Consider the following 25,930-nt stretch of genomic DNA (forward strand, 5'->3'; position numbering starts at 1 on the left):
AAGAAAGGGATGGCACCTAAAGGGAGCCATCCCTTCTTAGAATCCCTTAAATCTCTTTCTATCATTGATTAATACAGCAGGAATAAAAATCGCGATAAGTAGAAGTGGAATACTGATAAGCAAAGGGAATATTTTCATTAAAGCCAAAATATGCAGAAAAAAAGCGATTAAAAAAAACAACAGCATAATAGCACCATAAAATTTTTTCAATATAACATTCCACCTCTCGGCTAAAGCGTGAATATAAATCTACATTATCATGTCTATTGACGAAATTATGAAATTATGATTATTTGACAATATTGTGAAACAAACTACAAGAGTATTGTCTCTAACTTGCCCCCATGCTATATTTAATACGTGAAGTTGATCACAACAAACATATACCCCTTTGTTTGACCGTGAAAAATTTCTCCCATCCCCTTTGTTCGTATTAATAGGAAATGCCTTGCAGCGGAAACTGCAAGGCATTTTCGTTTTTATGGAAGAATAACAAAATGCCGGGCATATCCGGCATTTTTTTCAGCTATCGATGTACCGCCAAAATGTTCCGTATTTGGCCGGGATTTGTTCGACCACTTGCTTTAAAACCAATTTTTTCATTTCCCGCTCAATTTGAGAAACAGTCATATTATAAACAACAGCTATTTCTTTAGTGGCGACAAACTTGAATGCCTTCAGGAAGGTTTCCAATGGCGGCGGAGTGGACTTTTCCGGCTTTTCGGTTAACATTTCTTCGAGAATCTGAACATAAACGTCATACGGATAACTGCCGGTAATTTTAATCCCTTCATCCTCTACATTTTCATTAAAAAACACGAGGGTTGGAATCTCATGAACATCCATTTCGGATGTAATTTGCAAATCATTCTGAAACGCCTTTGATGCAGATTCTGAATGCATATCTTTGGTGAATTCTTCCACATCGAGTCCGACACTTTCGGCACAAGCCTTTAAAACCTCCAGATTCGAAATGTTTTGTTTCTCCAAAAATAGCAGCTCCTGGATTCTGCGCAAAAAGCGGATTCCCGCCCGTCTTCCTTGCAGTTCCGACGCTTTTAAAGCTAACGAAACATTATACGGGGCGTCGACAGGAGTTTCATGCCAAAGGCTTCCGTCACATGACATTCCTGACCTGCTGGCTGTTTTTTCCCATAATTCCGCAATACTCTCATAATTTTTCTTTTTACTAAGATTTAAATTGGCCAATCTGCCGCTCAAAACATGCTTAAGTGAAAAATAACGGCCATATTCAATCTGAAGTTTTTTCAAAATCGGTTCGAGAGCCCAGCATTCCGGGCATAATGGATCAATAAACATATAGATCTCCAGCGGTTTTTTATCGCTGCCGCCGCAATGGTGCTTCGAACTTTGTGACCAGAAACTATTCACGACTTTCACCCGAATCTCTTTCATCGTCTGGCGTATTGATCATATGCTGGGCCGTTAAATAAAGCCGCGAATAAAATTCGTCCCGCAAGTTTCCTGTTAACCCGCACAAATCCATTGCCTGGGACATGCAGGAGAGCCAAGCCTTTGCACGAGCAGGCGTAACCGGAAAAGGAAGATGGCGGGCGCGCATCATAGGATGGCCATGCTCCTCGGTATACAGCGGAGGACCTCCTAAATATTGAGTTAAAAACTGCTTTTGTTTACGGGCAATTTCCGTAAAATCATTCGGGAAAATCGGGGCAAGGTCAGGATGTTGTCCAACAAGGCCATAGAATGTTTCAACAAGTCGATGGAGAGTTTCTTCTCCAATGGCCTCGAAAGGTGTTAAGCTTTTCTCAATCATGTTGACAACTCCTCTAATTACTTTAATAAAAAATGCTTTTATGCAACCTTTGCAACATCTTTGTTTGCTTTATTGTAACAATGCCCATTTCATATCTCAAATTTCTTGCCTTGATTCTAAGTAGTTTATCAATATAAATACAATATTAATCTGCGTATTTTTTCTGATAGAACCTCTGGATTTTATTTTTTGTGTGTCGAACGGGAATGCCAAATTGCTTAAGTAAGGCTAGGAAGGATTCTTTGCCTGGTTGTTCTTCGTTTACTTCAAGCTCCAATTCATAATCCTCGTTAGCTAAGTAGAGGCTGTGGTCGAGAACGAGTAATCCTTGGTTATATTCCACTTCTACCCTTTTAGTGGTCAAACACCCAAAATATTCTAGGTTTGAGAAGGGAATCCCGTTGTCTTCGATTATGTGTTGAATTTTACCCAATGGGAGCTTGTTAAACCCAATTGCCTGGTGGGCTTCTTCTTCGCTTATATCCTGATTTGTTTCGAGAAGCCCGATATCTACCGGCTGCTTTAATGTCATTTCCCAACCGTCCGGTTTTTTTCTGATTCTAAGTGCGGTACCTAAGGTCTTCAAGGCAAATTCAGGAGTGTCAAAGTAGTGATTTTCTTGGGAGAAAATTTTTTTCTTGTCGATGTTAAACTCCTTTAAAAACCTTTCGTATTCGTTTTTAGTCAACATATTTTTGAATTCTATTTCAAGATTTTGGGACATCATCATGTTCCTTTCAAGTGATTCATTTCTCCATTATCTCATTTTAATATGAAACTGCAATCCTTGGGAGAATTGGGGGGATTATGCTAAAATAGGAAGATGGAGGTGCTAGGCTGCATGAAGAAAAGGATAACAGTAGAGACAGCGGTAATTTCCGCTAGTAAGCTGATTTTTAGCGCGGATGAATCAATTGAAAATCTGCATCCAGGAGGGCAAGTTCTTGTCGATACCGACCAAGTAGCTTTTATATACTTAATGGAGGGACAGGACGATTATACATATATTGCGATACCTGAACGTTTATGGCCGATTGTAAAAACGGCCATGGATAAAGCTTTGAGTGTTTGGATTACTTATCGTGATGGACAAATGGAGCTAGTTGACTTTCAAGGCGAATTGGAATATGTCATCGACAATATTAAAGGGAATAGCAATTATGGAAAAGAAATGGTCGCAAAAGTAGAAGAAGTTTTTCAAGGGTAATTTGTTATTGTCGAGGTGTAGTCATGAAGCATTGGGATCAATTTTTAGCACCCTATAAGCAGGCCATTAATGAGTTGAAAGTCAAATTAAAGGGAATGAGAGGCCAATTTGAACTGGACTCTTCCCATTCGCCAATTGAATTTGTCACAGGCAGGGTAAAACCAATTGCCAGCATCCTTGATAAGGCCAACCAAAAAGGAATCCCGCTTGATAAATTGGAGGAAGAAATGCAGGATATCGCAGGGATGCGGATTATGTGCCAATTTGTGGAGGATATCCATCGGGTTGTGGAATTGTTAAGAAATCGTAATGATTTTGAAATTGTTGAGGAAAGAGATTATATTTCCCACGAAAAGACAAGCGGATATCGCTCTTATCATGTCGTCATCCGTTATCCCGTTCAAACCATACATGGGGAAAAGAAAATCCTAGCAGAAATTCAAATCAGAACGTTAGCAATGAACTTTTGGGCAACCATTGAGCATTCCCTTAACTATAAATATAAAGGCGCGTTTCCTGCCGATATTAGAATGCGGCTACAGCGGGCTGCCGAAGCTGCATTTCGGCTGGATAAGGAAATGTCGTTAATCCGCGGAGAGATTAAAGAGGCTCAAGCTTTTTTCTCAAGAAAAAAAGAATTGACCCAGGAAGAAAATAATTAGATCAGCTTAAAGCAGTTGCAAGCATTTCAAAAGAGGAGTTATCGTGATGAAATTTGCAATTACGTCAAAAGGAGATCAAAAATCCAATATTTTAATGCATAAAATGAGGACGTACCTACTCGATTTTGATCTAAAATACGATGAGGACCAGCCGGACATTGTCATATCGATTGGCGGGGACGGAACGCTTCTATATGCCTTTCATCGCTACAGCAGTCGACTAAGTAAAACGGCCTTTGTCGGAATACATACAGGCCATTTAGGATTCTATGCAGATTGGACTCCCGATGAAATTGAAAAGTTAGTGATTGCGATCGCGAAAACCCCTTACCAAGTAGTGGAATATCCCCTGCTTGAGGTAATTATTCGCTATTCGCACGCGGGAAAAGAGTCCCGATACTTAGCGCTGAACGAATCGACCGTCAAAAGTGTTGAGGGGACGCTCGTAATGGATGTGGAGATTCGCGGTCAGCATTTCGAACGGTTCCGTGGTGACGGACTATGCGTATCTACGCCATCGGGCAGCACTGCCTATAACAAGGCATTGGGAGGAGCGATTATTCACCCGTCGATCTCGGCTATCCAAGTGGCGGAAATGGCATCAATCAATAACCGTGTGTTTCGTACAGTAGGGTCGCCGCTGATCCTTCCTGCACACCATACTTGTATGTTGAAACCGGTTAATCGCACTGATTTCCAAATTACGATTGATCATCTAACATTGCTTCATAAGGATGTGAAGTCAATCCAATTCCGGGTTCCAGATGAAAAAATCCGCTTTGCGCGTTTCCGGCCGTTTCCATTTTGGAAGAGAGTCCATGATTCATTTATTTCTGATTAAGTAGAGGAGTTTTTTATGGCGGAAAATTTTCGAATGGACTGGGTAATTGATGACAGCAATTCAGGTATGCTCATCAGGGACTTTTTAACATGTAATGAGATATCCCGAACGGCACTGACGGATATCAAGTTTAAGGGCGGTAGCATCCTAGTTAATGGTGAAGAGGTAAACGTGCGGTATAAACTTTTGCAGGAAGACCAGTTAACTGTTATCTTCCCAAAGGAAACTCCTGGCTTTCAAGGCGAGGATATACCATTAACCATTCTGTTTGAAGATGATTTCCTCCTTGTTGTGGTTAAACCCCCGGGAATGAATACCATTCCATCACGTGAGCACCCATCCGGCAGCCTGGCAAATGCGCTAATTGGTTATTATGAGAAACAGGGAATATTGGCGACAGCACACATAGTAACTCGACTGGACCGGGACACATCAGGGATTGTGTTAGTTGCCAAGCATCGGCATGTTCACCATTTGTTCAGTTTAATGCAGCGCAAGGGCCAGGTGAAAAGGATTTATGAAGCTTTGGCTGGCGGCATGATTCCCGCCGATTCCGGGACGATCCGGGCCCCAATAGGCAGAAAAGCGGACAGCATCATTGAACGTGAGGTAAGAGAAAACGGCCAATTTGCTTGTACCCATTATCGAGTGTTAAAGAGACACCGTGGATTTTCCCATGTTGAACTTGAACTTGAGACAGGACGTACCCATCAAATTAGAGTACATATGTCATATCTGGGACATCCGTTATTGGGGGATGATTTATATGGAGGGGATATTTCTGCCCTCAAAAGACAGGCACTGCATTCCAAGTCGATCAAATTGATTCATCCGTTTTCGCGGAAAGAAATGACCTTTAGCTCCCCGCTTCCTGCGGATATGGAGGAAATAATCAAGGCTGCCCATTAATTTTATGGGCAGCCACTTTTAAACTGCTAGTCAAATTGCTTAAATTTTTCCTCGACATATGGCATAGTAGAAGGAACATGGAACAGTTCCATTTCGGGATACCTTAACGCGGTCAACTTACCGCCAAATACCGCACCAGTGTCGATATTATATGTATTGTTGATGATTCTTGGTTCTTTGACAGGGGTATGGCCGTAAACAATTGTAGCTGCCCCATGATAGTTTCTGGCCCAATCTCTCCTGACCGGTGAGCCATCGGGATGCTTTTCACCTGTAATATCTCCATAAAGTACGAATTCTTTTACTTTTCCATTACTCTTGCCAATTAATTCTTCTTTAATCCCAGCATGGGCGATTACAAGATTTTTATTGTCTAATACTAGATAAAGATCGGACTTTTCATAGAGCTCGATAAATTTTGTACGAATGGATTGCCGTTCTTGTTTATATAATGATTCATATTCCGCAACCGTTGTTTCAAGTCCGTGTGTAACCTGCACCTTGTTGCCGAGAAAAAAACGATATAACTTATTGCAATGGTTCCCAGGTGTGTAGTAAGCCGATTTCTGTTCCATCACTAGTTTCCATACAATCTCAACAACCTTGAGAGATGCTGGCCCCCTGTCCGTTAAGTCGCCGACAAAGCCAAGGACCCGTTTTTCCGGATGGAGTGGGATTCCGCTCTCCCAGCTATAGCCAAGTTTAATGGTTAATTCCTTTAATTCCTGATAGCAACCGTGGATATCGCCAATAATATCTATTTTCATCGTTAATGGAGCCCCCTTCCCGATTATTTTTTGTCTGGAGTCATACTTTTATAAAAAATTACCTTGGAACCTTTATAAGGAGGTAAAGAATGGAACAGCATGTATCCGTTACTTCATTGCTAATTGTAGTGACAATGGCTTTTTTAACGCCAATTCTTTTACATCACCTTAAACTGAATGTGATCCCCGTTGTGGTGGCTGAAATCATAGTTGGTCTTATTATTGGGAAAAGCGGTTTTGATATCGTTCATGAAGATATGTGGCTGGCGACACTGTCCACGCTTGGGTTTATCTTCCTCATGTTTTTGAGCGGACTCGAAATTGATTTTACCGTTTTTTCCGGCGGCAATAAACATAAAACTCTGCCTAGTGGGAGGAAAGAGCCAAATTCGTTTGTTGTTTCGACGGTCATTTTTATTGGAGTTTTCATCCTTTCGCTTGGATTGTCCTATTTATTTGTTCTGGCAGGTTTTATTGATAGTGCGTTTTTGATGACACTGATTATCTCCACCATTTCACTTGGGGTTGTTGTCCCGACGCTTAAAGAAGCACACCTGATGAAAACAGTCTTTGGACAAATAATATTGCTGATCGCCGTAATAGCTGACTTGGCTACAATGATTTTGCTTGCATTTTTTGTTTCAATCAATGAATCGGGGGGAAATACCTGGCTGTTATTAATTTTATTTGCAGCGGGAATTCTTCTCTATTTTGTCGGAAAAAGATTCAAAAAACTCAATTTTTTTGAAGCGTTATCCACCGGGACGGTACAAATAGGTACAAGAGCCGTTTTCACCTTAATTATCGTATTGGTAGGATTATCTGAAACGGTTGGCGCTGAAAACATTTTGGGAGCGTTTCTTGCTGGAGTTCTTGTCTCTTTGCTGTCACCGAATCAAGAGCTTGTACATAAGCTTGATTCTTTTGGCTATGGATTTCTAATCCCAATCTTTTTTGTCATGGTCGGGGTCGAATTGGACATTTGGTCATTATTCAGTGAAAAAAGGCTCCTACTATTAATTCCATTGTTACTATTGGCGCTATTATTATCGAAACTACTGCCAGTTTTCCTATTAAGAATTTGGTATGATACGAAAACCGTCGTTGCATCTGCATTTCTGCTGACCTCGACCCTCTCACTGGTGATTGCTTCAGCAACAATTGGAGAGCGAATAGGTGTTATAACAGAGCAGATGAAAGGAACGCTAATCTTGGTGGCCGTTATCACCTCCATTTTTACGCCAATCGTCTTTAAAAAGCTGTTTCCTAGGGAAGAAACTGCAAATAAGAAGGTACCGGTCGCGTTTCTGGGAGCGAATCAAATTACTTTGCCAGTTTCGCTAGAACTAAAATCCGGACTTTACGATCCTGTTCTTTATCATACAAAAATAGAAAAAGCGGATAAGAGAATTGCAAATAATTCTCTTTTTGAAATTCAGGAAATCGAGGACTTTTCAGTTGAATCGATTTCAAAAACCAATGTGTTCCATTCAGAAATTGTCGTGATTTCTACCGGTCAAGAAGAACTGAATGCAACCCTTGCCAAAGCAGCGAAGGAAAGAGGAGTTCCACGGGTGATCGCCAGAGTTGAAAGTCCCGAATTGGAGCAAAATCTAAGGAGGGATAATGTTGAAGTGTTTTCGTCCTTATTGTCAACGAAGGCATTGTTGCGGGCCCTTATCGAGTCTCCAACAGTGATAAATATTTTAACAAACCAGGAAACTGGTCTTTATGAGATTGTTATGAAAAATGAGTTGTTTGACGGCATGTCGTTACGAGAATTTCCGTTTACAGGTGATGTTATTTTTGTCAGGATATTCCGTGGCAAGGATTCTATTGTTCCTCATGGCGACACCGAACTGCAAATGCACGATCGCTTGATTGTGACAGGCACAAAGGAGTATGTCGATCAACTGAAACAAGAGCTGGAATTTCATGAAGCGGGAAAAAGATTTTATTAACCCCGCTTCCCTTTGCATTTTGCCGAATTTAGTGTACAATTAGTACCAAGTACTAATATCTTGTAATATGGTAGGGGGACTTTAAAGAAATGAATCTTTCATTAGCCAATAAAACATTTGTGGTGATGGGTGTTGCCAATAAACGCAGTATTGCATGGGGGATTGCCCGTTCGCTGCATAATGCCGGGGCAAGATTGGTGTTTACGTATGCAGGGGAAAGACTTGAAAGCAGTGTCCGCGAATTGGCGGAATCATTAGAAGCGGAGGGAACATTGGTGCTCCCTTGTGATGTCACCAGTGACGAAGCGATTGCAAAATGCTTTGCTGAAATTAAGGCGGCAGCCGGCACGATTCATGGAGTTGCCCATGCAATAGCTTTCGCCAATAAAGAAGAACTTCAAGGTGAATATCTGAATACGACAAGGGATGGCTTTTTATTAGCCCATAACATCAGTTCATATTCATTAACGGCTGTGGCAAAAGAAGCCCGCGGTTTAATGACTGAAGGGGGCAGCATCGTGACCATGACCTATCTCGGCGGTGAGCGCGCTATTACAAATTATAATGTCATGGGGGTTGCCAAAGCGTCCCTAGATGCCAGTGTCCGCTATTTGGCTGCTGACCTTGGCAAGGAAAACATTCGTGTTAATTCCATTTCTGCTGGCCCGATTCGCACACTTTCAGCCAAGGGTGTCAGTGATTTCAACTTGATACTAAAAGAAATTGAAGAAAAGGCACCGCTTAGAAGGCCAACCACTCCGGAAGAAGTTGGCGATACCGCTTTATTCTTATTTAGTGATTTATCCCGCGGAATCACGGGTGAAAACATTCACGTCGATTCAGGATATCATATTTTATAATGAAAAGCCCGCTGATAAAGCGGGCTTTTGTTATACCAAAAAGTTGTGAACGGGTATAGGCGTTTCGCATACATATAAAGTGTAGGCAAAGGGGAGGTGTGCTTATGTCAAAGAAAAAGGGCAAAGGTCCAACGCTGTTTATTAATCAGTCTTTTTCAGGGACTCCATCCGATACCAATATGCAGGAGATTTTTAAAAGCAAGCTGGAAACGGAGCCAAAGACGGAGGAAATCGAGTCTCCTGTTAAAGAGATGAGAAAGCCGGTATCTTCCGCACCGGAGGATTCAAATCAAACCGATAGAATGCATTCAGGCTTCAACCGGGTCAAACCGTTTAAAGAAATGAATGTTCAGGAGAGATTAGATTATTTAATAAACTTTCCAAAGGTGCTGCCTCCGGTCCCTTGTGTATTTTATACCGCGGATGAGAAATTTCTGGGAACCCTTAGGGATGCCGATGATCATCAAATAACGATTGAAACCGCAAATCAGCTTTCACAGACAATACCGATCAATCAGCTCAAAAATATTGTCATGATCGGAATCAAGCGTTAATAAAAAAGGCCAGCCGATTATCCGACTGGCTCATTTGTTTAATTGCAAATTCCCAAGTTTACGTCTGCAATACATTGAATCGCACAGAAGCAGTTCAAGTCGACGGTCACACAGTCGTTGCTTGCCATGAAGGCTGTAACTTGACAATGTTTTGCCAGGTTAATGCAGCACTTGTCATCGCAATTAACCAAGTTTACCGGAACAAATTTTGTGCCTTCTCTTTTTCCTGGAACAAGAACACGCAGTGTGGCACAACAGTTGTCAAATACATCTTCAACGCGGAAGTAGATGGATACGCATGCATTGTCATCATTGTTAAAAAATGCATGGAATGGAGAACCATCTTTTGTTTTTAAAACGAACACACGAGTGTCAACATTTTCCCTTACCGGCGAAACTAGTGAACCAAGGGGCTCGTTAAAACAACTGGTACAGGATTGGCATTCTTCTTCTTGAGCGGTATCTTGAATATCTTTAATCGCGCGAACTACTTGACATACGCAACTTTCGTTTTCGCGATTGTGACGAGAGTTTCCACAACCCATTTATTTTTCCTCCTTACTCCGTAATATATCTTACAGTACTAACATATTTCACAAAAGCCTTTTGGGTTACGGACAATTGCCTTATTTACTAAAATTAGGCTTTTTCCATGATGCGATATCAGTCCAATAATGAAAGGATCAACGGTTATGAAGATAACTATTTTTACTTTCCTACTTCTGTCTCTTGCAGTTTTTAGGCTAACTAGACTTATCGTCTTTGACAAAATTACTGAGTTTATCAGAAGCCCTTTTTATGATGAAATACAAGAAATGAATGAAAATGGGGAAATGGAAATTTACTATACTCCGAAAAAATCAGGCTGGAGGAAATTTTTTGGTGAGCTATTAAGCTGTTATTGGTGCACGGGGATTTGGGCTGCTGCGGGAATGATCGGTTTTTATTATTTTTTTCCAGACATTGCCGGTACCATTATTCTTATATTGGCAGTTGCTGGAATCGCGTCGATATTGGAAACAATTGTACAATTCTTTTTAGGAAAATAAGGTTTTTTGCCTGAGACAAGACCTGCCTTTTCATCATATTCTAAATAGTAACCAACCATTATAGGAGGGAAAAAGGTGAAAAACAATAATAAGGGCAATGGAACTACCAAGATTGTTAAGGCCTCACAGGTAATAAAAAAAGGCGGCTGCGGCTGCGGAAAGAAATCGAGTAAATAAGCCACAAAAAAACTGCCGGTATCCACTGGCAGTTTTATTTTTGCAATCCTTCCTGTCATAATTTATCGATATCTCGAAAAAACTATATAGTAGTCAAACTTATTGCAAAGGATATGAAACGTATGCAGAATATCTATCGAGCCATGGCAATCGCAGGCATTTTACTTCTTTCGGGCTGCAACGTGGGCCAGCAAGGAAAAGACAGTCAACTGGCACTGGTGAAGACAACGAATCCAAAACCAATAGTGACGGATGGCCGCAGAACTCCAACTTGGGTGGAGGAAATTAAGCGGGAGGTAAGCTCCTACCCGGAACTATATGATGTAGCGGTTGTAAAAGGGCAAGAGGGGACACTTGTTGTCTACAAAGTAAAACATTTGCACCGATTTAAAATGAAACAGATTGAAAAAGACGTAACCAAATTTCTTGAAAAAAAACATCCCAAGGAAAAATTTACGGTTTCCAGTGATTACAAGATATTTCTCGAAGCGGTCAGGCTTGATGAAAAAATGAAATCACCGAAATTTCCTAAAAAGAAAGCAGAAAAACGGTTCAAGGAACTGGTCAAAATGACAGAAGATACGAAATAAGAAAGGGGAATCCAGATGGCAAGCAAGCAAAAAAACACAACACCGCAGCAGCAAAGGTACCAGGCGCTGCAGCAGAAGCATGAAAAGAAACGGCCGGTATTAAAGAATTGTATCAGGGCGTTTTTTGTTGGCGGATTGATTTGTACGGTTGGCCAAGCCATCAGTTATTTCTATATCTACTTTTTTAATTTTACCGAACAAAGTGTCGGAAATCCTACCGTGGCAACCATGGTGTTTCTGTCGATGCTGCTTACTGGCTTTGGTATATATGACAGGCTGGGGCAGTTTGCCGGGGCAGGAAGTGCAGTTCCTGTTACCGGATTCGGAAACGCTGTGATTTCAGCGGCTATTGAGCATCGGACGGAAGGTTTTGTTCTCGGCGTTGGCGGGAATATGTTCAAGCTTGCAGGATCAGTGCTCCTTTTCGGCGTATTCGCCGCTTTTGTGGTGGCATTGATTAGAACGCTGCTATCCATGTGGGGGGTATTGTAGGTGCTAAAGGGACAACAATCATGGGTGTTTCAAAACCGGCCAATGATTACGGCAACCGGGGTAACCGGGGGCCCATTCGAGGCGAATGGCAATCTAGCGAAGGATTTTGACCTCCTATTTGAGGACTTATGGATGGGACAGGAATCATATGAAAAAGCGCATCGAATCTTAATGGAGGAAGCAATTAAAATTGCCTTGAACAAGGGAAATCTGGAAAAGGAGCAAATTCAATTTTTATTTGCCGGGGATTTAATCAACCAAATAACACCAACCAGTTTTGCGGCAAGGACCATGCAGATTCCTTATTTTGGTTTGTTTGGGGCCTGTTCCACCTCGATGGAAGGGTTGGCGTTAGCGTCATTTGTCATTAATTATCAAGGGGCAAAGAACGTCCTAACCGGCGCATCAAGCCATAATGCCGCAGTTGAGAAGCAATTCCGATATCCCACGGAGTACGGCAGCCAAAAACCCCCGACGGCACAATGGACGGTAACCGGGGCCGGCGTCGCCCTCGTCCAGCCTAACGAACCTGGAGCGAATCATCCAGTAACCACGTCCGCGACAATCGGCAAGGTCATCGATATGGGGTTAAGTGACCCTTTTAATATGGGAGGGGCGATGGCACCAGCGGCGGCAGATACGATTATTGCCCATTTTCGCGATTTACAGCTCGACCCTTCACATTACGATCTGATTGTCACTGGCGATTTGGGAAGAGTAGGTCATGATACAGCGTTTGAACTAATAAATAAAAGCGGACTAGAACTAAAGCGCAAGCAATTCCAGGACTGCGGAATCTTAATTTATAAGGATGATCAGCCAGTTCAATCCGGGGCGAGCGGTGCAGCCTGTTCCGCCACGGTTCTTTATGGACATTTGCTTAATGAGATGAAAAAGGGCACCTACAAAAGGATTTTGCTGGTTGCCACTGGTGCTTTGCTTTCACCGCTTAGCTTTCAGCAAAATGAAACGATTCCGTGTATTGCCCATGCGGTTGCGATTGAAATGAATGTTTAAAATAGGAGTGAGTGCTTATGTTGGCTATGTTTTTTTGGGCATTTGTAATTGGCGGCATAATTTGTGTGATTGGTCAGCTGTTGTTTGATGTTGCCAAGCTTACACCAGGACATACTTTAAGCTTGCTGGTTGTAGCAGGAGCGATTTTGGCGGGGTTTGGGTTATATGAGCCGCTTATCAATTTTGCCGGAGCAGGGGCAACGATTCCGATTACCAGTTTTGGCAATTCCCTCGTCCATGGGGCACTTGACGATGCCAAGAACCATGGATTGATCGGCGTTTTGACGGGGATGTTTCAGGTAACAAGCTCAGGAGTTTCGGCAGCCATCATTTTTGGATTTTTGGGTGCGTTAATTTTTAAACCAAAAGGGTAAATGCTCATTTTTTCTTCAAAAGGACGAATAGCTTATTCATGCCTATACACATTTTTTAGTGATTTCATATGTTATTAGTGAGATTACTAAAGAGAGGTGAACAGTTTATGTGCTTCGGAGGATTCGGAGGGTACGGCTACGGTGGCGGCTTCGGCTACGGCGGCAGCTTTGTGTTAATCGTAGTACTATTCATTCTATTAATCATTGTCGGTGCTAGCTTCTATTAGTCCTTAATGGGAGCTATGGAAGGGGTTGGCCTAAATTTGGCCGGCCCTTTCCTTTTTGCTCACCTTTTTTAGCTTCCTTCATACAATAAAGTAGTTTATGAAGGAGTGTGATTCTTGAACATGGATAATGGGTTCTTTAAAAATATAGAGAAAAAAACGGGCGTAAATATGCAGGATATCTTTGATTTGGCCAATTCTTTGCAGCACGCGAATTTTAAAGATGAAAAAACAGTGCGCGGTGTAATCCGCAAGGTTTCTCAACTGGCAAATAAGCCGGTAAGTAAGGATTTGGAAGATCAAATTGTCAGCACCATTATAAAAGATGGGAAAAGCCTTGACTTCAATACTATTTCCAACATGATGAACAAAAAATAAGCAAAAAGGCCGTTTCCCTAGTGGAAATTGGCCTTTTTGTTTTTGGTCAGCGGTGCTAAAAATCGTGAGCGATGTGCTTTTTTGCCCCGCCTATTTTCCGGAGCGGAGATAAATAACTGCTCCTGTGCCCTGGTCATGGCAACATAAAACAGTCTTCTCTCTTCCTCAAGGAATGAAAAGTCACCACTCCTTGCTGATTCCAGCGCATAGTCATGAGGCAGGCTGCCATCAACAGCACCTAGCAAATAAACGCATTTATATTCCAGCCCTTTGGAACCGTGAATCGTACTCAAGGTGATGGCCTCACGAAAACGCTTGCTTAGTTTTTTCATTTCTTTGGTCATGGCAGACATATGATCCGCATGTTGTAGTAGTTCATTAATTGTATTAAAACGTTTTGCGGCAACTTTTAAGTCCTTTAAATCGTCGGAACCTCTTTCCAATTGGTTCGATTCACTGCCCCGTTTTTTGAGGAAATCAAGGAATCCAATGTCTGTCTCAATTGTTTCAATTGCTTTGACAGGGGACAGGCCCTTTAAGCCGCGGATAAGCGGAACTGCCTTCTTAAGTTTTTTTATTTGAAATGAATGGGTGGTTTTTAGCTGGGTTATCGCTTCTAGCAGGCTGCAATCCTGCAGAATGCTGATTGCCTTGATATCCTTTAAAACGGACTGTTTTAAAAATAGTAAGGGCAGGATGTCCGCAATGCCCTGTGGGTCTTCTTCGTTCATGCTCACTTTTAAAAACGCAAGGGTACTCTTGACAATGTAACGGTCATAAAAGGATTCGGTTGCCATATCGATTTTAAACGGGAGATTTGAGGTGGCTAACCGTTCAAACACGGCACGGGAAGCAGCATTGGTTCGATATAGGATTGCGAAATCAGCGGGATTGGCCCCAGTGGCAATTTGTTCCGCAATATCGGTGATAATGATTGTCGCTTCTTCCTCTTCATCATAAGGGAAAAATAAATAAGGCGGTTGGCCTGTGGAATACTGAGCCATCATCTTCTTAGGTTTACGAATTTTATTTGCAGCAATCATTTGATTGGCTACGGTTACGATTTCGTGGGTAGAACGGTAATTCTGTGCCAATGTGACATGCTTGGAGTTTGGAAAGTCCGTTTCAAATTCAAGCAAAAAGGTCGGGTCACTGCCCCGGAAGGAATAGATAGCCTGATCGTCATCACCTACAGCACAAACATTTTTGTTTTTTGCTGACAGCAGTTTAATGAGCTCGTATTGTACCTTATTAATATCCTGGTATTCATCGATTAAAAAGTAGTGAAAGCGGTCCTGGTAAAAGCTGAGAACTTCCGGACACGATTTAAATAGCCGATAGCAGCCAATCAGCATATCGTCAAAATCAAACAGCGCCGCATTTGTTTTATATTCTTCATATATTTTATATAAACTCGCTGTAGTCTCTTCCCATGGAGATACAGGCTTTACTTCATCCGGCATGATTAAATTGTTTTTCCAAAATCCGATTTGCTGCAACGCCAAATCAAAGGCAAATTCTTTCTCTGGCAAATCTAGCTCTTTACCGGCATCCTTAAGGATTTTATCACGCTGCCAATCCTTTTTTATCAATTTATCTGCTGACCATTTTGTTGATTCGTGGAATAGTAAAATGCGATAAAAAATGCTGTGAAATGTGCCAGTTACAAGTTGATTGATTTGATTCCGCCTGATTTTTGGGTAGGATAGCAGCCGGCTTTTCATTTCAGCTGCCGCTTTTGTCGTAAAAGTGACAAGCATAATGGAACGCGGGTCAATCAGTTTGACCTCAAGCATATAGGCCGTTCTCGCAGTCAGTACCCGAGTTTTTCCGCTTCCTGCCCCGGCCAATACCAATAATGCGCCGTCCGTCTCTACTACTGCTGCGGCTTGACTTTTGTCCAATATGATTCCCTGGTCGGCAAGTTCTTGTAAATATGGCGGCAATTCAGTTGTTCTTAAATTTTTGTTTGATGCGAATGGAACAGTGGTCCTAATCGACTTTACCTGTTTATTCTGAAAAGCAGTTCTCATGATTAATTTAAACCCCTATTAAAAAATCCAACATGTTCTATCATAACAAAACGATTCAAAAGGGGAAAGAGGCAATAAAAAACACTTGCCGGTAATAATCAGCAAGTGCTAACTATGGTTAGAGTGTCTTCATCATCGTTTTATGAGGGATTCCGGCATCCATGAATTCCTCCGAAACAACTTCATAGCCAAGGCCGGCATAGAATGGGATTGCATGGGTTTGGGCGTTGAGTTTGAGCCTTTGAAACCCTTCAATTCGGGCAAAAGACTCGATTTCCTCCATAATTGCTTTTCCAGCACCAAGTTTTCTCGCTTCCTTAAGGACACAAATCCGTTCAACCTTTCCGTAGCCATCTGTTTCACGAAAGCGGCCGGCGCCAATTGCCGTTCCATCATGATACAGGACAAAATGGGTTGATTCATCCTCAAATTGATCAATTTCTTCCTCAATCGGGACGTTTTGCTCCTCGACAAAAACAATTTTTCTAACTGAAAAAGCATTTTCTAGTTCTATAGGGTTTTCCACAATTTTAACATTCACAAGAATTATTCCTTTCCAAGACGAAATGTTTCGTAAACAGTCCAAGATCCATTCTCCAATTGATAGAGAAGGTGAAAACGATCAACCACTTCTTCAAAATCAATTTTTGTCATTCGCAGTGACCCGAATACATCGGAGTGCTCATCATTGGATAGATTTTGACCAATCGTGATATGCGGAACAAATGCATATTCCTGATTTTGTTCACTGTATTCTTTATTAATTTCGGCATGAAGGGCAGTTAGCTCTTCAGAAGGCTCCACTTTAAAATAGATAACATTGTTAACAGGGTAAAAGGAACTAATTTTTGAAGTTTTTAATGTGAATGGTTTTGATTTGCCGGCAATCTGCCGTATTTTATCGGCAAATTCCTTTGCATCCTCCTCAGTTGCTTCGAAAGCATTTTTCAAAGTGAGATGCGGAGTGATTAAAGCATAATGCGGGTCATAGCGTTTCCGGTAGGAATTTGCAGCATCTTGCAGATTTTTGGATGGAAAAATAACGACACCAAATTTCATAGATTAACCTCCAGTAAAGATATTTTTTCTATCAAATGTCAGGAGCACCGACAAGGGGAAATAGAGCTGATAAAAGCTTTCTAAATATTATAGCAAAATTTTGAAATATAAGAAATAATATTCAAGGATTCAGTTAAAACATCATACGAATGGCCCGTCTTAAATCAGGCTGCCAGTATGTCCAGGTATGGCCGCCGACAAATTCTTCATAAAAATAGGTGAAAGGCTTTTCAGTCAGCAATTTTGAGAGCGAACGATTTGGCGTGAGGAAATCACTTAATCTCCCATCCGTTGTCTTCACCTCGGTTTCCTGTTGGCCAATTACGTGATAAACTTCCAGTGGCAGCGGTTCGGTAAAACCGCTGACTTTTTGCAAAACTTGATGATTTACATACGGTGATTGCAGAAGCACTTTACCGAAAGTGTGCGGGTATTCCAGTGCCGCCATTAAAGAAACAGTGCCACCAAGCGAATCGCCAATCAATGCTCTTGTTGCCCCCATATGGTAGGTAGGAAACTCCAGGTCTAAAAACGGAACCAGTTCATGTGCGAGAAAACGTATGTATTGCTTGTTTTGTTCACCGCCAGGATGGTATTTCCTGCGGCGGTCCTCAACATTCTTATAGGGTACCCCAATGATGATTAAATTTTCGATTTCTCTGTTATAAAGATACTCGTCTGCCAGCCGCCCGATTCTGCCCAGTTGAAAATAGTCACGGCCATCTTGGGCGATCAGCAGGGAGTATTTGTAAAGGTGCGAGAAATTCGCAGGCAGGTAGACGAGTAACTCGATATCTTCGTCAAGTTCGTTGCTGTGAATGGATAATTCTTTTATCGTGCCCCTTGGATAGTCCATGTTGAATAGATCCCCCGTGTTCTGTTTTTTAAATGAATTTTACCATATTTAGTGTGGAATTGCCTGCTGGAAATGGTGTGGGGAGAGTGGGGGGAGCAGATTAGTGAAGGTAGCGATGTTTGGTACGGGTTTCAGGCATGATGGAGAGTATATTTTCCCGTTTAAAGGTGCGGATTTGATTCCGCAGCAGGCAGTAGGCCGTAATATACTCTTCAGTCACTTCTTTAATGATCAGGGTCCGCTGTGTTATTTCTTGATTTTCGGCGAGATAAATCATCTCTAAAGGGATATGCTGTTCAATTGATCGGATAAATAAGCCTTCCATAATGAAGCCCTCCTTTCTAATCATATTATAACCGAACATTAGTTCTCTATTCAATGTTTTTTAGGAACGTACGTTTGCCTTTTTGTTAATATGAGTTTTTTTAAAAAAACTATTGACTATTTTAGCTTTTTCACTATAATTATATTTGTAGCTTAAATAAACGATCTGTTAGCTCAGTTGGGAGAGCATCACCTTGACAGGGTGGGGGTCGGGGGTTCAAGTCCCTCACAGGTCATCATTTAACAGGCTCAAATCCTTTTTTTGTAAAGGGTTTGAGCCTGTTTTTGTATATTATTAGAAATTGAGAGTACTCCATTTGTAGTTTTCCACAAATTGCCCTCGTTCGTTTTTATGTTTTGCATAATTACAACAGTGAATATCCAGTCTATAATTTCCTTAAACAATATTGCTTCCTAATATCAGAATTATCAGGAAAATAGAGAGTGTGTTTTAGGTATATCTTTATTTCCAATTATGGAAGAATCATTCTAAAAGAAAAAAATCTTTAGTTCCAGATAAAGTTAAATGGAGGATAGAAAGTGATGGATAAGGTGATCATTTGTAGATGTGAAGAAGTAGACTTGGAAGAAATAAAGGAAACGATTAGTAAATATGAATGTTCAGCGCGGGAAATTAAATTACGAACGAGAGCGGGGATGGGATATTGCGGCGGAAGAACATGCCGGCCTGCTTTGAATGCCATTATGGCAGAAATATCGGGAGAGAAGTTGCCACACGAAATTCCATTGAAAATCCAGCCGCCTATTAGGCCGGTATCACTAGGAAGAATAGGGGGATAGACAAATTATGAATAAACATCGAATTTTGGAACATCCTGTCCTTGGTAAATTAACTAATCAGAAAGAGATGACTTTTACATTTGATGGTAAAAAATATATTGGATACGAAGGAGACACGATTGCATCGGCACTATTGGCCCATGGAATACGGAAACTTCGTGTTCATGAAGAAACCGGTACACCGCGGGGGATTTATTGCAATATCGGTCATTGCTTTGAATGCCGGGTAACTGTCAACGGAAAACCCGGTATTCGGGCATGTTTAACAGAAATAAATTCAAACATGGTCATTGAAAGTGGAAAACAACAATCGACCCCGTTTAAACCAACGGATAATGCGTTTGATTTACCTCGGACCTATTCAGAATTTGAAAATATATATAAAGAGGAAAAAGAGGGGTGAGCCGTATGTATGATGTACTGATCATTGGTGCGGGTCCAGCGGGTTTATCCGCTGCTATTGCCTGTCGTGAATGGAATTTGAGTGTTCTTGTTATCGATGAATTTCCCAAGCCGGGCGGGAGATTGCTCGGTCAACTGCATGAAGAACCAGATGGGAAATGGTGGAATGGAATCGAAGAAGCAAAAATTCTTTTAGAAAAAGCAAAGAAACTGAATACAGACATAAGATGCAGCATTTCAGCTCACCACATTGAAAAAAACGATCATGGTTTTAGTGTATATACAAACGAAGGGCTATTTGAAGCTGATAATCTATTAATTGCAACTGGAGCGGCAGAAACACCAGCTCCTATACCAGGATGGACACTGCCTGGGGTCATGTCCATTGGTGCTGCACAGGTGATGACGAACGTGCATCGCGTTCGTGTCGGGAATAAGGGCATCGTTGTCGGTGTAAACGTCCTGTCTGTCGCCATTGCACGGGAAATGCAGTTGGCAGGAATTGATCTACAATGCATGGCACTCCCAGCCCTTAATCCAGCAACAGCTGATTATGGAAATCCTGTAAATGTAATGGAAGGGTTATTACGAATTGCTCATTTAGCACCATCTGCGGCGATCCGTTTTGGCAGCAGGTTTTTAAAAGGGGATGGGGCGAAGGATCTGGCCGTGAAGTTTTTTCCTAAAAGCGGTGTAAAAATGTGGGGCATGCCTATTCACCTTCGCAAAGCTGTTACACGAATAAATGGGAAGAATCAAGTAGAATCTGTAACTATCTGTGATACTACGGCAAAGGGTGAGATTATTCCAGGAAGTGAGAAAACAGTCGAGGTTGATTTTGTATGTATAGCCGGCGGGCTTTACCCACTGGCTGAGCTTGCAGCTGTTATTGGTTGTCCATTTCAGTATATTGAGGAACTAGGCGGTCATATTCCGGTCCATAATGAACAGATGGAGACACCAGTGGAGGGACTTTTTGTAGCGGGAAATATTACAGGAATTGAAAGCGGAAAAGTTGCTCGGGCTCAAGGTACATTAGCCGGTTTATCTATAGCAAAGAGAGAAGTAGAAACAAAAGGCCAGCTGGAAAATCAAATTCAAAAAGCAAAGATGAATGTTAAATCGAATCGTGAAAACGCAACTATTCAATTTCACCCAGGGATTGAAAAAGGTCGCAATCAAATGGAAGAAACTTTTTATAACATTTTGCACGGATAAAGGAGGGAGCGGAATATGGCCAACAAAAATCATGCAGAAGTTGCCATTATCGGTGGCGGTATCGTAGGTTGTGCTATTGCATATTATGTTTCAAAAGCCGGTATCGATTGCATGTTAATAGAAAAAGGCGATCTAGCAAGCGGTACCTCTTCTCGTTGTGATGGAAATATTTCCATCGTTGATAAAGATCCAGGATTTGATAGTCTGATGTCTTTAGCCAGCCAGGAGTTAACTGCAGAATTGGAGAAAGACCTAGATCTTCCATTTGAGTACCGTAGTCTTGGAAGTATATTGGTCTGCGATAATGAAGCCGAGATGGAAGTAGCCAAACAATGGGTGAACAAACAGAATCAAGCTGGATTGAAATTCAAGCTGCTTGATAGGACAGATATACGTCAGGAGTCGCCTTATTTTGCTGATGACATCCCAGGCGGCTTAGAATGTGAAACGGATTCACTTATTAATCCTTATTTATTTTGCTATTCTTTGATAGATAAAGCAAAACAATATGGGTTGAAACTGCATACACGTGCAGAAGTAAAGCTAGTTTCAAAAAAGGAAGATTTCATCATCGAAACAACAAAGGGCAGCTTTACCGCAAAAAAGATCGTGAATGCAGCTGGAGTTTGGTCACCTTTTATTGGTAAAATGCTAGATATTCAGATTCCAATTAAGCCAAGAAAAGGACATATTATGGTCGGGGGAAGACAAAAGCCCATTATCATGAGAAATGTGATGGAATTCGGATATTTAATGAACAAATTTCAACGAGAACGTATTGCGGATTCCAAAACTCTAAAACATGGGGTGGCTTTGGTTCTTGAACCAACAGAAAGTCAAAATTTCCTAATAGGCAGCAGTCGTCAATTTGTGGGCTTTGATGCAAGTATCGATTATGATGTTGTACAAACCATGGCCAGAAGAGCTTTGCGATTCTTCCCGAAACTAGAGGATTTCAATATGATTCGGACTTATACTGGTTTTAGGCCATGGACAGAAGATCATTTGCCAATCATTTCAGAGGTCGAAGAAGTACCAGGATTTTATATTGCTGCCGGTCATGAAGGTGATGGTATCAGCTTGGCTACGATTACAGGTAAGTTAATTGAGGAAATGATTACAGAGAAAGAGACAACTATATCAATCGAGCCTTTACGATATGATCGTTTTAACAAAAATGCTGTGACTATATGAAGAGATTTCAATTCTTAATTTTGCTAATGAAAATTAAGAATTCAAAAAAGTGAACCACCCTGCTTTCAAACAGCGACGGGTGGTTTTCTTATGTTCACGAAAGTTTTTCCGAAAGATATGGGCACTGCTTTCGCACCCACCGCGAAAAGAGTCCGGTACACGGGAAAACGGGTAGTTGTGCTAGGACAAGTGACCAAGCTTTTTTATTCATAAAGAATATCATAATTTTGTAAGAACAAATTTAAGGAGGAATTTTTAATGGCAAGAAGGCGAAATAATAATACAAATGTTGATGTGGATACAGATATCGACAATAGATTAAGAAATCAATCCGAATCAGAGGCCGAAGCAGATGTACGTAACGTTGACAGAAATACCAATGTAGCTCGTGCAACAATAACTAACTCAGGTAATTCCAGAGTAGATGTTCGTTTAAACAGCAGAAGTAATGCAAGGGTTAGATCAGATCAAGAACAAGAAAACGACCAGGATCAAGATACAAATATTGATATTGATGTTGAAGAGAGACGTAGACGTAGAGAATTTGATGAAAGTTTTTAACTTTTTGGTATAGGATGGAGTTTTTTAACTCCGTCCTTTTATTTATTTCTTGCCTGTCGTCCAATCCTTCTTCAGCTCTCATACGATATCCTAAATCCTCCTCTTTCCTTTCCGGCCCTAATGGGGATTGAATATTGGTAAAAGTGTTCATAAAAAGGGGTAAATGTCCTCGGTTAAATGACCAAGCCATTAATATTTGGAAGAATAATATGGATAGCAAGTATACAATAAGGAGGGGAAGTTTTAGTGAGTTCAAGAGAATTTGATGATTTCGGGAACCAAAATGTCTTCAGTAGTAATAATCGGAGTCGGGAAAACATCAATGTAGATACAGATATTGACAATGAAATCAGAAACAGAAGTGAATCAGAGGCTGAAGCGGATGTTAGAAATACCGATAAAAATTCAAATATCGCACGTGCATCTATCAATAATTCAGGGAATTCACGGGTTAACGTAAGGTCAAATAGTCGAAGTAACTCCCGGGTTAGATCGGATCAAGAGCAAGAGAACGATCAAGATTTAAATGCTGATTTTGATTTGGAGTTTTAGGAGAATAATGAAGGCTTGTAGGTACAAATTCAATGATGATTGAACAAGGAGGAATTTTTAATGAAAAGAAGAAGAAGGAATATTCAACGTACTGGGATGAACCGTCGAAATAATACAAATGTGAATGTTGACGTTAATACTGATCTTGAAAATGAGCTGCGGAACAGATCAAATTCAGAGGCTGAGGCAGATGTAAGGAACGTTGATCGAAATACTAACGTTGCCCGTGCGACAATCGCAAATTCTGGAAATTCAAGAGTAGATGTTACATTAAATAGCCGAAGCAATGCACGTGTCAGAACTGATCAAGAACAAGAGAACGACCAAGACCAAAATACAGATATTGATGTTGAATTCTAATTAATAATGTTAGGGATGGGGTTTTACCAATTCCATCCCTTTAAAGGAATGAGACTATGGAAAAAAATAGACAACGAAGAGAGAATCATGTATCACAGCAAAGGATAAATTTTGAAGAGCGTAATTCCCAAAGACAATTAAGTGAAAACAATAATAGGGCTTTATCTCGTTTGTTTGATCAAGACAAAATTAGCAATGAAATCTTAAATTCAGTTAATAAAAGTGGGAACTCTGATGTAGACGTACAGGTTGATGTACATGTTGATACTACCCCAATAGCTTTTGCTATTTTATGCTCCTTGCTGGCTACAAAACAGATGAACAATGCTGAATTTGAAGAGGCAGTAGAAAGGCTTCAAAACCTAAACTTAACAGAAGACTATACCCTGAATAATGTATATAATCCTATAAAAATGAATAAAAGGACTAGAAAGAAAGTGGATTAAATTGTACCACTTTCTTTTAATTTGTTACGAAGTGTTTCGGATTATTAAAAAAGACAATCCACAAGAGAATTGTCTTTTTTAATGCCTTTTAAATTATTCCCAATTGAGCGCATCGGACCCTCCGACGATAGGCAGGATTACCTTGCTTCGCTCTGGGTCAATCGTTATTTTTGTTCCTGCCTTTGGTCTGATTGTATATTCATAGTCACTGGCAATCAGGACAATTCCTAGGCGGTCTCCCGGATTAAATACGTAATCATCTGGCTGCATATCCCATTTAAAGGTATATTCACGATTTGGCGTTAATGAAGTCGATCTGGTTTGATCATGCAGGTTCTGCGGGTCCATCCAGCCGCGTGTTACGATTTCTGTTCCAGTAGGTTTGTAGTTTACCAATAAAGCGGTCAAGTTTGCTACAGGCCGATCGATGCTGCCCCTAATTTCCAGCTCCGGTGTCCCACTTAAACGTACTGATTTTGTTAAAGGAGGTGTCACGTATGCAAGCCGATTTTCATTTGCGGCATCAGGACTTGATACCAGTTGAGCAGCTCTGATGAGCGGGTTATCAATCAAGAACTGATTTTTCTTATTTTTGTTTGGAAGCGGCAGTTTGCTGAATGCCCCCAAGCCATTTTCAGAATCTGGCTTGAGATATAAGGATGTCGGTGTCGCACCTGGAGCAGGCCAGTTAGCTTCGGTTGACCACGTTCTGTCCTCCCGTTGAATCTCTACCATCGGGGTCTCCATGATGTCGTTTTTAATATCATACAGCCAGTAATCAAACCATTTGTTCATGATTGTATTCCAGCCAGCGGTGCCTTTGATGGAACCACTGCTTGGGCTGCTGTGCCCGAGTTGGTGCAGCAATAATTTTCTTGGCACATTATTTTTTTCAAGGGCCTTCCACCAATCGGAGAAATGCTGTGTTTTCACGTTCCAGTCATTAAGTCCGTGAACGACAAATACGCTTGCTTTAATGTTTTTGGCATCCTTCGTATAGTCGCGCTTGCTCCAGAAGTCATTGTAATCGCCGGATTGACGGTCCATGCCTTCTTTTATTTCCTCTATGATATTTTTGCAAGCCTCAGGCATCTTTCTTGTTAAAATCGCTTCGGCCATGTTGTCGGCATCTTCCCCTTGGTAACCACCAGGAGCTGTTACAAGCCCGTTTGAACGATAATACTCATACCAGCTGCTGATGGCCGCAATCGGAACAATCGTTTTTAAGCCTTCAACACCTGTTGTTGCCACCGCATTCGGCAATGTTCCATTATAAGAAACACCTGTCATGCCTACGTCTCCAGTGCTCCAATCCGCTTCCACCAGTTCGCCGTCAGCGGTATAGGCTTTCGCACGGCCGTTTAACCAATCGATGATCGCCTTGGTGGCAAGGACTTCATTCTCGTCACCCGTAGTCGGACAGCCATCCGACAAGCCTGTCCCGATGCTTTCACCTAAAACGACTGCATAGCCTCTCGGAACAAAATAATTATCATAAGTGGTCGGAAAATTACCTGGTGTATAGGAAGCATATGGCTTTCCGCTATTGTTTCCCTTATTCCCTTTCTTGGGAATAGCTTGAAATTCTACATCCACATCATAGACAGGGACATCCAGAATACCCGAACGATAAGGGGTCATTTCATAGATAACCGGCACCTTTAAGCCTTGTTCCGTTTCTTTCGGACGGATGATGTCAGTCCGGACCCTGTCGAATTTTCCATCCCGGTCACTATCTACCGTTGTTTCCACATAAATTCTTTCTGTTATTGCATCCGGATGAGAAAAGACCGGCTGCGTCATTCCGTCCACTACCTTAATTTGAGGAATGGACGTGGCTGCTGGTTCATCAGTAGCATATGTACTTGTCCCGCTAAGAAGTAAAGGAATAGTGAAGGCTGTGCTCATTATACCTTTAAAAAATCTTTTTCTCTTTTTCATATTAACCTCCTTATAATACTGCTAATAGATTTTAAACCAACTATAATTATATTTTAATAATTTGGAATTTTTTGTGAAAAGGTGGAGGGAAAATAAAAATAATTTTATACAAAAACTAACAGGATAATAGTTAAAACGAGGATAAATAACAAGTTAATCATGCAGCAGTAATATGTAATATGAAATTATTGATAATATTGTAAAAAAGGAGAAATTCGTGTAAATAGGCGGAGGGTATATATTTCAACATCAAGCGATAACAATAAAAAACTCACAAAGCGGAGACTAAAAACATTTCCCAGCTTTGTGAGTCACCATTCTCATAA

34 protein-coding genes and 1 tRNA gene are annotated in these 25,930 nt (G+C 41.1%); 23 read left to right on the forward strand and 12 right to left on the reverse strand.

Going from position 1 to position 25,930, the window contains the following annotated elements:
• Positions 1-36 precede the first annotated feature (36 nt).
• The 4 genes from AR334_RS29645 to AR334_RS21400 all read right to left on the reverse strand — a co-directional run bounded on the left by AR334_RS29645 (position 37) and on the right by AR334_RS21400 (position 2,525).
• Positions 37-210, reverse strand: coding sequence for a hypothetical protein (locus AR334_RS29645; protein WP_156431358.1), 174 nt, complete (start codon positions 208-210; stop codon positions 37-39).
• Positions 211-522: 312 nt separating this feature from the next.
• Positions 523-1,416 (reverse strand): ClpXP adapter SpxH family protein, encoded by an 894-nt coding sequence (locus AR334_RS21390; protein ID WP_066317413.1) that lies wholly within the window; start codon positions 1,414-1,416, stop codon positions 523-525.
• Complete coding sequence (locus tag AR334_RS21395; RefSeq protein ID WP_066317415.1) at positions 1,385-1,795, reverse strand: globin; 411 nt, start codon at positions 1,793-1,795, stop codon at positions 1,385-1,387. The genes AR334_RS21390 and AR334_RS21395 overlap by 32 nt, the downstream gene beginning before the upstream one ends.
• Positions 1,796-1,940: 145 nt before the next feature.
• Positions 1,941-2,525 carry a CYTH domain-containing protein gene (locus tag AR334_RS21400; RefSeq protein ID WP_367576369.1) on the reverse strand — a complete coding sequence of 195 codons (585 nt, stop codon included), beginning with the start codon at positions 2,523-2,525 and terminating at the stop codon, positions 1,941-1,943.
• 111 nt (positions 2,526-2,636) lie between these two features.
• On the opposite strand from AR334_RS21400, the gene AR334_RS21405 reads away from it, so the two are divergent.
• The 4 genes from AR334_RS21405 to AR334_RS21420 are packed head-to-tail and all read left to right on the forward strand — an operon-like array spanning position 2,637 to position 5,414.
• Entirely contained in the window at positions 2,637-3,002 is a 366-nt protein-coding gene (locus AR334_RS21405) for a hypothetical protein (protein WP_066317416.1), read from the forward strand.
• A 23-nt stretch (positions 3,003-3,025) separates the two neighbouring features.
• Positions 3,026-3,664: a GTP pyrophosphokinase family protein gene (locus tag AR334_RS21410; protein WP_066317417.1), complete on the forward strand. Its 639-nt coding sequence runs from the start codon at positions 3,026-3,028 to the stop codon at positions 3,662-3,664.
• 46 nt (positions 3,665-3,710) lie between these two features.
• On the forward strand, positions 3,711-4,505 hold the full coding sequence (locus tag AR334_RS21415; RefSeq protein WP_066317424.1) for an NAD kinase: 795 nt from the start codon (positions 3,711-3,713) through the stop codon (positions 4,503-4,505).
• 15 nt (positions 4,506-4,520) lie between these two features.
• Positions 4,521-5,414 carry an RluA family pseudouridine synthase gene (locus AR334_RS21420; RefSeq protein ID WP_066317426.1) on the forward strand — a complete coding sequence of 298 codons (894 nt, stop codon included), beginning with the start codon at positions 4,521-4,523 and terminating at the stop codon, positions 5,412-5,414.
• A gap of 26 nt (positions 5,415-5,440) precedes the next feature.
• On the opposite strand, the gene prpE is transcribed toward AR334_RS21420, so the two are convergent.
• The gene (prpE, locus tag AR334_RS21425) at positions 5,441-6,181 is read right to left on the reverse strand and encodes a bis(5'-nucleosyl)-tetraphosphatase PrpE (RefSeq protein WP_066317428.1); all 741 of its coding nucleotides are present in this window, start codon (positions 6,179-6,181) and stop codon (positions 5,441-5,443) included.
• An 89-nt stretch (positions 6,182-6,270) separates the two neighbouring features.
• Between prpE and AR334_RS21430 the strand changes: the two genes are divergently transcribed.
• From AR334_RS21430 to AR334_RS21440, 3 genes are all read left to right on the forward strand, one after another.
• Positions 6,271-8,142, forward strand: coding sequence for a monovalent cation:proton antiporter family protein (locus tag AR334_RS21430; RefSeq protein ID WP_066317432.1), 1,872 nt, complete (start codon positions 6,271-6,273; stop codon positions 8,140-8,142).
• A gap of 89 nt (positions 8,143-8,231) precedes the next feature.
• Positions 8,232-9,002, forward strand: coding sequence for an enoyl-ACP reductase FabI (gene fabI, locus AR334_RS21435; RefSeq protein ID WP_066317442.1), 771 nt, complete (start codon positions 8,232-8,234; stop codon positions 9,000-9,002).
• A gap of 104 nt (positions 9,003-9,106) precedes the next feature.
• A complete protein-coding gene (locus tag AR334_RS21440; protein ID WP_066317443.1) occupies positions 9,107-9,556 on the forward strand; it encodes a CotO family spore coat protein in 450 nt (149 codons plus the stop codon).
• A 38-nt stretch (positions 9,557-9,594) separates the two neighbouring features.
• Here the strand turns inward: AR334_RS21440 and AR334_RS21445 are convergent, their stop codons facing one another.
• Positions 9,595-10,101 carry a CotY/CotZ family spore coat protein gene (locus tag AR334_RS21445; protein WP_066317446.1) on the reverse strand — a complete coding sequence of 169 codons (507 nt, stop codon included), beginning with the start codon at positions 10,099-10,101 and terminating at the stop codon, positions 9,595-9,597.
• 147 nt (positions 10,102-10,248) lie between these two features.
• On the opposite strand from AR334_RS21445, the gene AR334_RS21450 reads away from it, so the two are divergent.
• The 7 genes from AR334_RS21450 to AR334_RS21475 all read left to right on the forward strand — a co-directional run bounded on the left by AR334_RS21450 (position 10,249) and on the right by AR334_RS21475 (position 13,857).
• A complete protein-coding gene (locus AR334_RS21450) occupies positions 10,249-10,605 on the forward strand; it encodes a DUF1360 domain-containing protein (protein WP_066317449.1) in 357 nt (118 codons plus the stop codon).
• A gap of 299 nt (positions 10,606-10,904) precedes the next feature.
• The gene (locus tag AR334_RS21455) at positions 10,905-11,372 is read left to right on the forward strand and encodes a sporulation protein (RefSeq protein ID WP_066317452.1); all 468 of its coding nucleotides are present in this window, start codon (positions 10,905-10,907) and stop codon (positions 11,370-11,372) included.
• 15 nt (positions 11,373-11,387) lie between these two features.
• The gene (spoVAC, locus tag AR334_RS21460; RefSeq protein WP_066317458.1) at positions 11,388-11,864 is read left to right on the forward strand and encodes a stage V sporulation protein AC; all 477 of its coding nucleotides are present in this window, start codon (positions 11,388-11,390) and stop codon (positions 11,862-11,864) included.
• Complete coding sequence (spoVAD, locus tag AR334_RS21465) at positions 11,865-12,881, forward strand: stage V sporulation protein AD (RefSeq protein ID WP_066317461.1); 1,017 nt, start codon at positions 11,865-11,867, stop codon at positions 12,879-12,881. It begins immediately after the preceding gene.
• Between the two features lie 17 nt (positions 12,882-12,898).
• Positions 12,899-13,255, forward strand: a complete 357-nt coding sequence (gene spoVAE, locus AR334_RS21470) for a stage V sporulation protein AE (RefSeq protein ID WP_066317464.1) — start codon at positions 12,899-12,901, stop codon at positions 13,253-13,255.
• A 107-nt stretch (positions 13,256-13,362) separates the two neighbouring features.
• A complete protein-coding gene (locus AR334_RS29095) occupies positions 13,363-13,482 on the forward strand; it encodes a YjcZ family sporulation protein (RefSeq protein ID WP_082693056.1) in 120 nt (39 codons plus the stop codon).
• Positions 13,483-13,602: 120 nt separating this feature from the next.
• Entirely contained in the window at positions 13,603-13,857 is a 255-nt protein-coding gene (locus AR334_RS21475) for a stage VI sporulation protein F (RefSeq protein ID WP_066318589.1), read from the forward strand.
• Positions 13,858-13,874: 17 nt separating this feature from the next.
• Here the strand turns inward: AR334_RS21475 and AR334_RS21480 are convergent, their stop codons facing one another.
• The 5 genes from AR334_RS21480 to AR334_RS21500 all read right to left on the reverse strand — a co-directional run bounded on the left by AR334_RS21480 (position 13,875) and on the right by AR334_RS21500 (position 18,130).
• Positions 13,875-15,890: an ATP-dependent helicase gene (locus AR334_RS21480; RefSeq protein WP_082693057.1), complete on the reverse strand. Its 2,016-nt coding sequence runs from the start codon at positions 15,888-15,890 to the stop codon at positions 13,875-13,877.
• A 118-nt stretch (positions 15,891-16,008) separates the two neighbouring features.
• Positions 16,009-16,431, reverse strand: a complete 423-nt coding sequence (locus tag AR334_RS21485; protein WP_066317467.1) for a GNAT family N-acetyltransferase — start codon at positions 16,429-16,431, stop codon at positions 16,009-16,011.
• Positions 16,432-16,436: 5 nt separating this feature from the next.
• Entirely contained in the window at positions 16,437-16,949 is a 513-nt protein-coding gene (locus tag AR334_RS21490; protein ID WP_066317470.1) for a YjcG family protein, read from the reverse strand.
• 133 nt (positions 16,950-17,082) lie between these two features.
• Positions 17,083-17,805, reverse strand: a complete 723-nt coding sequence (locus tag AR334_RS21495; protein WP_066317478.1) for an esterase family protein — start codon at positions 17,803-17,805, stop codon at positions 17,083-17,085.
• A gap of 100 nt (positions 17,806-17,905) precedes the next feature.
• Positions 17,906-18,130: a hypothetical protein gene (locus AR334_RS21500; protein ID WP_066317481.1), complete on the reverse strand. Its 225-nt coding sequence runs from the start codon at positions 18,128-18,130 to the stop codon at positions 17,906-17,908.
• Between the two features lie 162 nt (positions 18,131-18,292).
• Between AR334_RS21500 and AR334_RS21505 the strand changes: the two genes are divergently transcribed.
• The 9 genes from AR334_RS21505 (at position 18,293) to AR334_RS29650 (ending at position 23,663) form a co-directional block, all read left to right on the forward strand.
• Positions 18,293-18,365: transfer RNA gene (locus AR334_RS21505), tRNA-Val, on the forward strand.
• A 307-nt stretch (positions 18,366-18,672) separates the two neighbouring features.
• Positions 18,673-18,930, forward strand: a complete 258-nt coding sequence (locus AR334_RS21510; RefSeq protein WP_066317485.1) for a (2Fe-2S)-binding protein — start codon at positions 18,673-18,675, stop codon at positions 18,928-18,930.
• Positions 18,931-18,937: 7 nt separating this feature from the next.
• The gene (locus AR334_RS21515; protein ID WP_082693058.1) at positions 18,938-19,333 is read left to right on the forward strand and encodes a (2Fe-2S)-binding protein; all 396 of its coding nucleotides are present in this window, start codon (positions 18,938-18,940) and stop codon (positions 19,331-19,333) included.
• A gap of 5 nt (positions 19,334-19,338) precedes the next feature.
• Positions 19,339-20,550, forward strand: a complete 1,212-nt coding sequence (locus tag AR334_RS21520) for an NAD(P)/FAD-dependent oxidoreductase (protein ID WP_066317494.1) — start codon at positions 19,339-19,341, stop codon at positions 20,548-20,550.
• A 15-nt stretch (positions 20,551-20,565) separates the two neighbouring features.
• Positions 20,566-21,744 carry an FAD-binding oxidoreductase gene (locus AR334_RS21525; RefSeq protein ID WP_066317497.1) on the forward strand — a complete coding sequence of 393 codons (1,179 nt, stop codon included), beginning with the start codon at positions 20,566-20,568 and terminating at the stop codon, positions 21,742-21,744.
• 258 nt (positions 21,745-22,002) lie between these two features.
• Entirely contained in the window at positions 22,003-22,305 is a 303-nt protein-coding gene (locus AR334_RS21530; protein ID WP_066317498.1) for a hypothetical protein, read from the forward strand.
• A 246-nt stretch (positions 22,306-22,551) separates the two neighbouring features.
• Positions 22,552-22,857, forward strand: a complete 306-nt coding sequence (locus tag AR334_RS21535; protein WP_066317501.1) for a hypothetical protein — start codon at positions 22,552-22,554, stop codon at positions 22,855-22,857.
• Between the two features lie 60 nt (positions 22,858-22,917).
• On the forward strand, positions 22,918-23,217 hold the full coding sequence (locus tag AR334_RS21540; RefSeq protein ID WP_066317511.1) for a hypothetical protein: 300 nt from the start codon (positions 22,918-22,920) through the stop codon (positions 23,215-23,217).
• A gap of 56 nt (positions 23,218-23,273) precedes the next feature.
• Positions 23,274-23,663, forward strand: a complete 390-nt coding sequence (locus tag AR334_RS29650) for a hypothetical protein (protein WP_156431359.1) — start codon at positions 23,274-23,276, stop codon at positions 23,661-23,663.
• Between the two features lie 93 nt (positions 23,664-23,756).
• Here AR334_RS29650 and AR334_RS21550 read toward each other — a convergent pair whose 3' ends face one another.
• Positions 23,757-25,604 (reverse strand): Xaa-Pro dipeptidyl-peptidase, encoded by a 1,848-nt coding sequence (locus tag AR334_RS21550; RefSeq protein WP_066317514.1) that lies wholly within the window; start codon positions 25,602-25,604, stop codon positions 23,757-23,759.
• Positions 25,605-25,930: the final 326 nt, after the last annotated feature.

Origin of the sequence: Bacillus sp. FJAT-29814 (assembly GCF_001510715.1) — a bacterium.
GTDB lineage: Bacteria > Bacillota > Bacilli > Bacillales > Cytobacillaceae > Neobacillus.

What these genes read in the sequence shown, in the direction of transcription:
- prpE (WP_066317428.1), bottom strand. Translation starts at nt 6,181, where the DNA reads ATGAAAATAGATATTATTGGCGATATCCACGGTTGCTATCAGGAATTA.
- spoVAE (WP_066317464.1), top strand. Translation starts at nt 12,899, where the DNA reads ATGTTGGCTATGTTTTTTTGGGCATTTGTAATTGGCGGCATAATTTGT.
- AR334_RS21440 (WP_066317443.1), top strand. Translation starts at nt 9,107, where the DNA reads ATGTCAAAGAAAAAGGGCAAAGGTCCAACGCTGTTTATTAATCAGTCT.
- AR334_RS21400 (WP_367576369.1), bottom strand. Translation starts at nt 2,525, where the DNA reads ATGATGATGTCCCAAAATCTTGAAATAGAATTCAAAAATATGTTGACT.
- AR334_RS29650 (WP_156431359.1), top strand. Translation starts at nt 23,274, where the DNA reads ATGGAAAAAAATAGACAACGAAGAGAGAATCATGTATCACAGCAAAGG.
- AR334_RS21410 (WP_066317417.1), top strand. Translation starts at nt 3,026, where the DNA reads ATGAAGCATTGGGATCAATTTTTAGCACCCTATAAGCAGGCCATTAAT.
- AR334_RS21390 (WP_066317413.1), bottom strand. Translation starts at nt 1,416, where the DNA reads ATGAAAGAGATTCGGGTGAAAGTCGTGAATAGTTTCTGGTCACAAAGT.
- AR334_RS21515 (WP_082693058.1), top strand. Translation starts at nt 18,938, where the DNA reads ATGAATAAACATCGAATTTTGGAACATCCTGTCCTTGGTAAATTAACT.
- AR334_RS21405 (WP_066317416.1), top strand. Translation starts at nt 2,637, where the DNA reads ATGAAGAAAAGGATAACAGTAGAGACAGCGGTAATTTCCGCTAGTAAG.
- AR334_RS21495 (WP_066317478.1), bottom strand. Translation starts at nt 17,805, where the DNA reads ATGGACTATCCAAGGGGCACGATAAAAGAATTATCCATTCACAGCAAC.
- AR334_RS21445 (WP_066317446.1), bottom strand. Translation starts at nt 10,101, where the DNA reads ATGGGTTGTGGAAACTCTCGTCACAATCGCGAAAACGAAAGTTGCGTA.
- AR334_RS21500 (WP_066317481.1), bottom strand. Translation starts at nt 18,130, where the DNA reads ATGGAAGGCTTATTTATCCGATCAATTGAACAGCATATCCCTTTAGAG.
- AR334_RS21430 (WP_066317432.1), top strand. Translation starts at nt 6,271, where the DNA reads ATGGAACAGCATGTATCCGTTACTTCATTGCTAATTGTAGTGACAATG.
- AR334_RS21450 (WP_066317449.1), top strand. Translation starts at nt 10,249, where the DNA reads ATGAAGATAACTATTTTTACTTTCCTACTTCTGTCTCTTGCAGTTTTT.
- AR334_RS21415 (WP_066317424.1), top strand. Translation starts at nt 3,711, where the DNA reads ATGAAATTTGCAATTACGTCAAAAGGAGATCAAAAATCCAATATTTTA.
- AR334_RS21550 (WP_066317514.1), bottom strand. Translation starts at nt 25,604, where the DNA reads ATGAAAAAGAGAAAAAGATTTTTTAAAGGTATAATGAGCACAGCCTTC.
- AR334_RS21420 (WP_066317426.1), top strand. Translation starts at nt 4,521, where the DNA reads ATGGCGGAAAATTTTCGAATGGACTGGGTAATTGATGACAGCAATTCA.
- AR334_RS21475 (WP_066318589.1), top strand. Translation starts at nt 13,603, where the DNA reads ATGGATAATGGGTTCTTTAAAAATATAGAGAAAAAAACGGGCGTAAAT.
- AR334_RS21520 (WP_066317494.1), top strand. Translation starts at nt 19,339, where the DNA reads ATGTATGATGTACTGATCATTGGTGCGGGTCCAGCGGGTTTATCCGCT.
- AR334_RS21490 (WP_066317470.1), bottom strand. Translation starts at nt 16,949, where the DNA reads ATGAAATTTGGTGTCGTTATTTTTCCATCCAAAAATCTGCAAGATGCT.
- AR334_RS21480 (WP_082693057.1), bottom strand. Translation starts at nt 15,890, where the DNA reads ATGAGAACTGCTTTTCAGAATAAACAGGTAAAGTCGATTAGGACCACT.
- AR334_RS21540 (WP_066317511.1), top strand. Translation starts at nt 22,918, where the DNA reads ATGAAAAGAAGAAGAAGGAATATTCAACGTACTGGGATGAACCGTCGA.
- AR334_RS21455 (WP_066317452.1), top strand. Translation starts at nt 10,905, where the DNA reads ATGCAGAATATCTATCGAGCCATGGCAATCGCAGGCATTTTACTTCTT.
- AR334_RS21530 (WP_066317498.1), top strand. Translation starts at nt 22,003, where the DNA reads ATGGCAAGAAGGCGAAATAATAATACAAATGTTGATGTGGATACAGAT.
- spoVAC (WP_066317458.1), top strand. Translation starts at nt 11,388, where the DNA reads ATGGCAAGCAAGCAAAAAAACACAACACCGCAGCAGCAAAGGTACCAG.
- AR334_RS29095 (WP_082693056.1), top strand. Translation starts at nt 13,363, where the DNA reads ATGTGCTTCGGAGGATTCGGAGGGTACGGCTACGGTGGCGGCTTCGGC.
- AR334_RS21525 (WP_066317497.1), top strand. Translation starts at nt 20,566, where the DNA reads ATGGCCAACAAAAATCATGCAGAAGTTGCCATTATCGGTGGCGGTATC.
- AR334_RS21395 (WP_066317415.1), bottom strand. Translation starts at nt 1,795, where the DNA reads ATGATTGAGAAAAGCTTAACACCTTTCGAGGCCATTGGAGAAGAAACT.
- fabI (WP_066317442.1), top strand. Translation starts at nt 8,232, where the DNA reads ATGAATCTTTCATTAGCCAATAAAACATTTGTGGTGATGGGTGTTGCC.
- AR334_RS21510 (WP_066317485.1), top strand. Translation starts at nt 18,673, where the DNA reads ATGGATAAGGTGATCATTTGTAGATGTGAAGAAGTAGACTTGGAAGAA.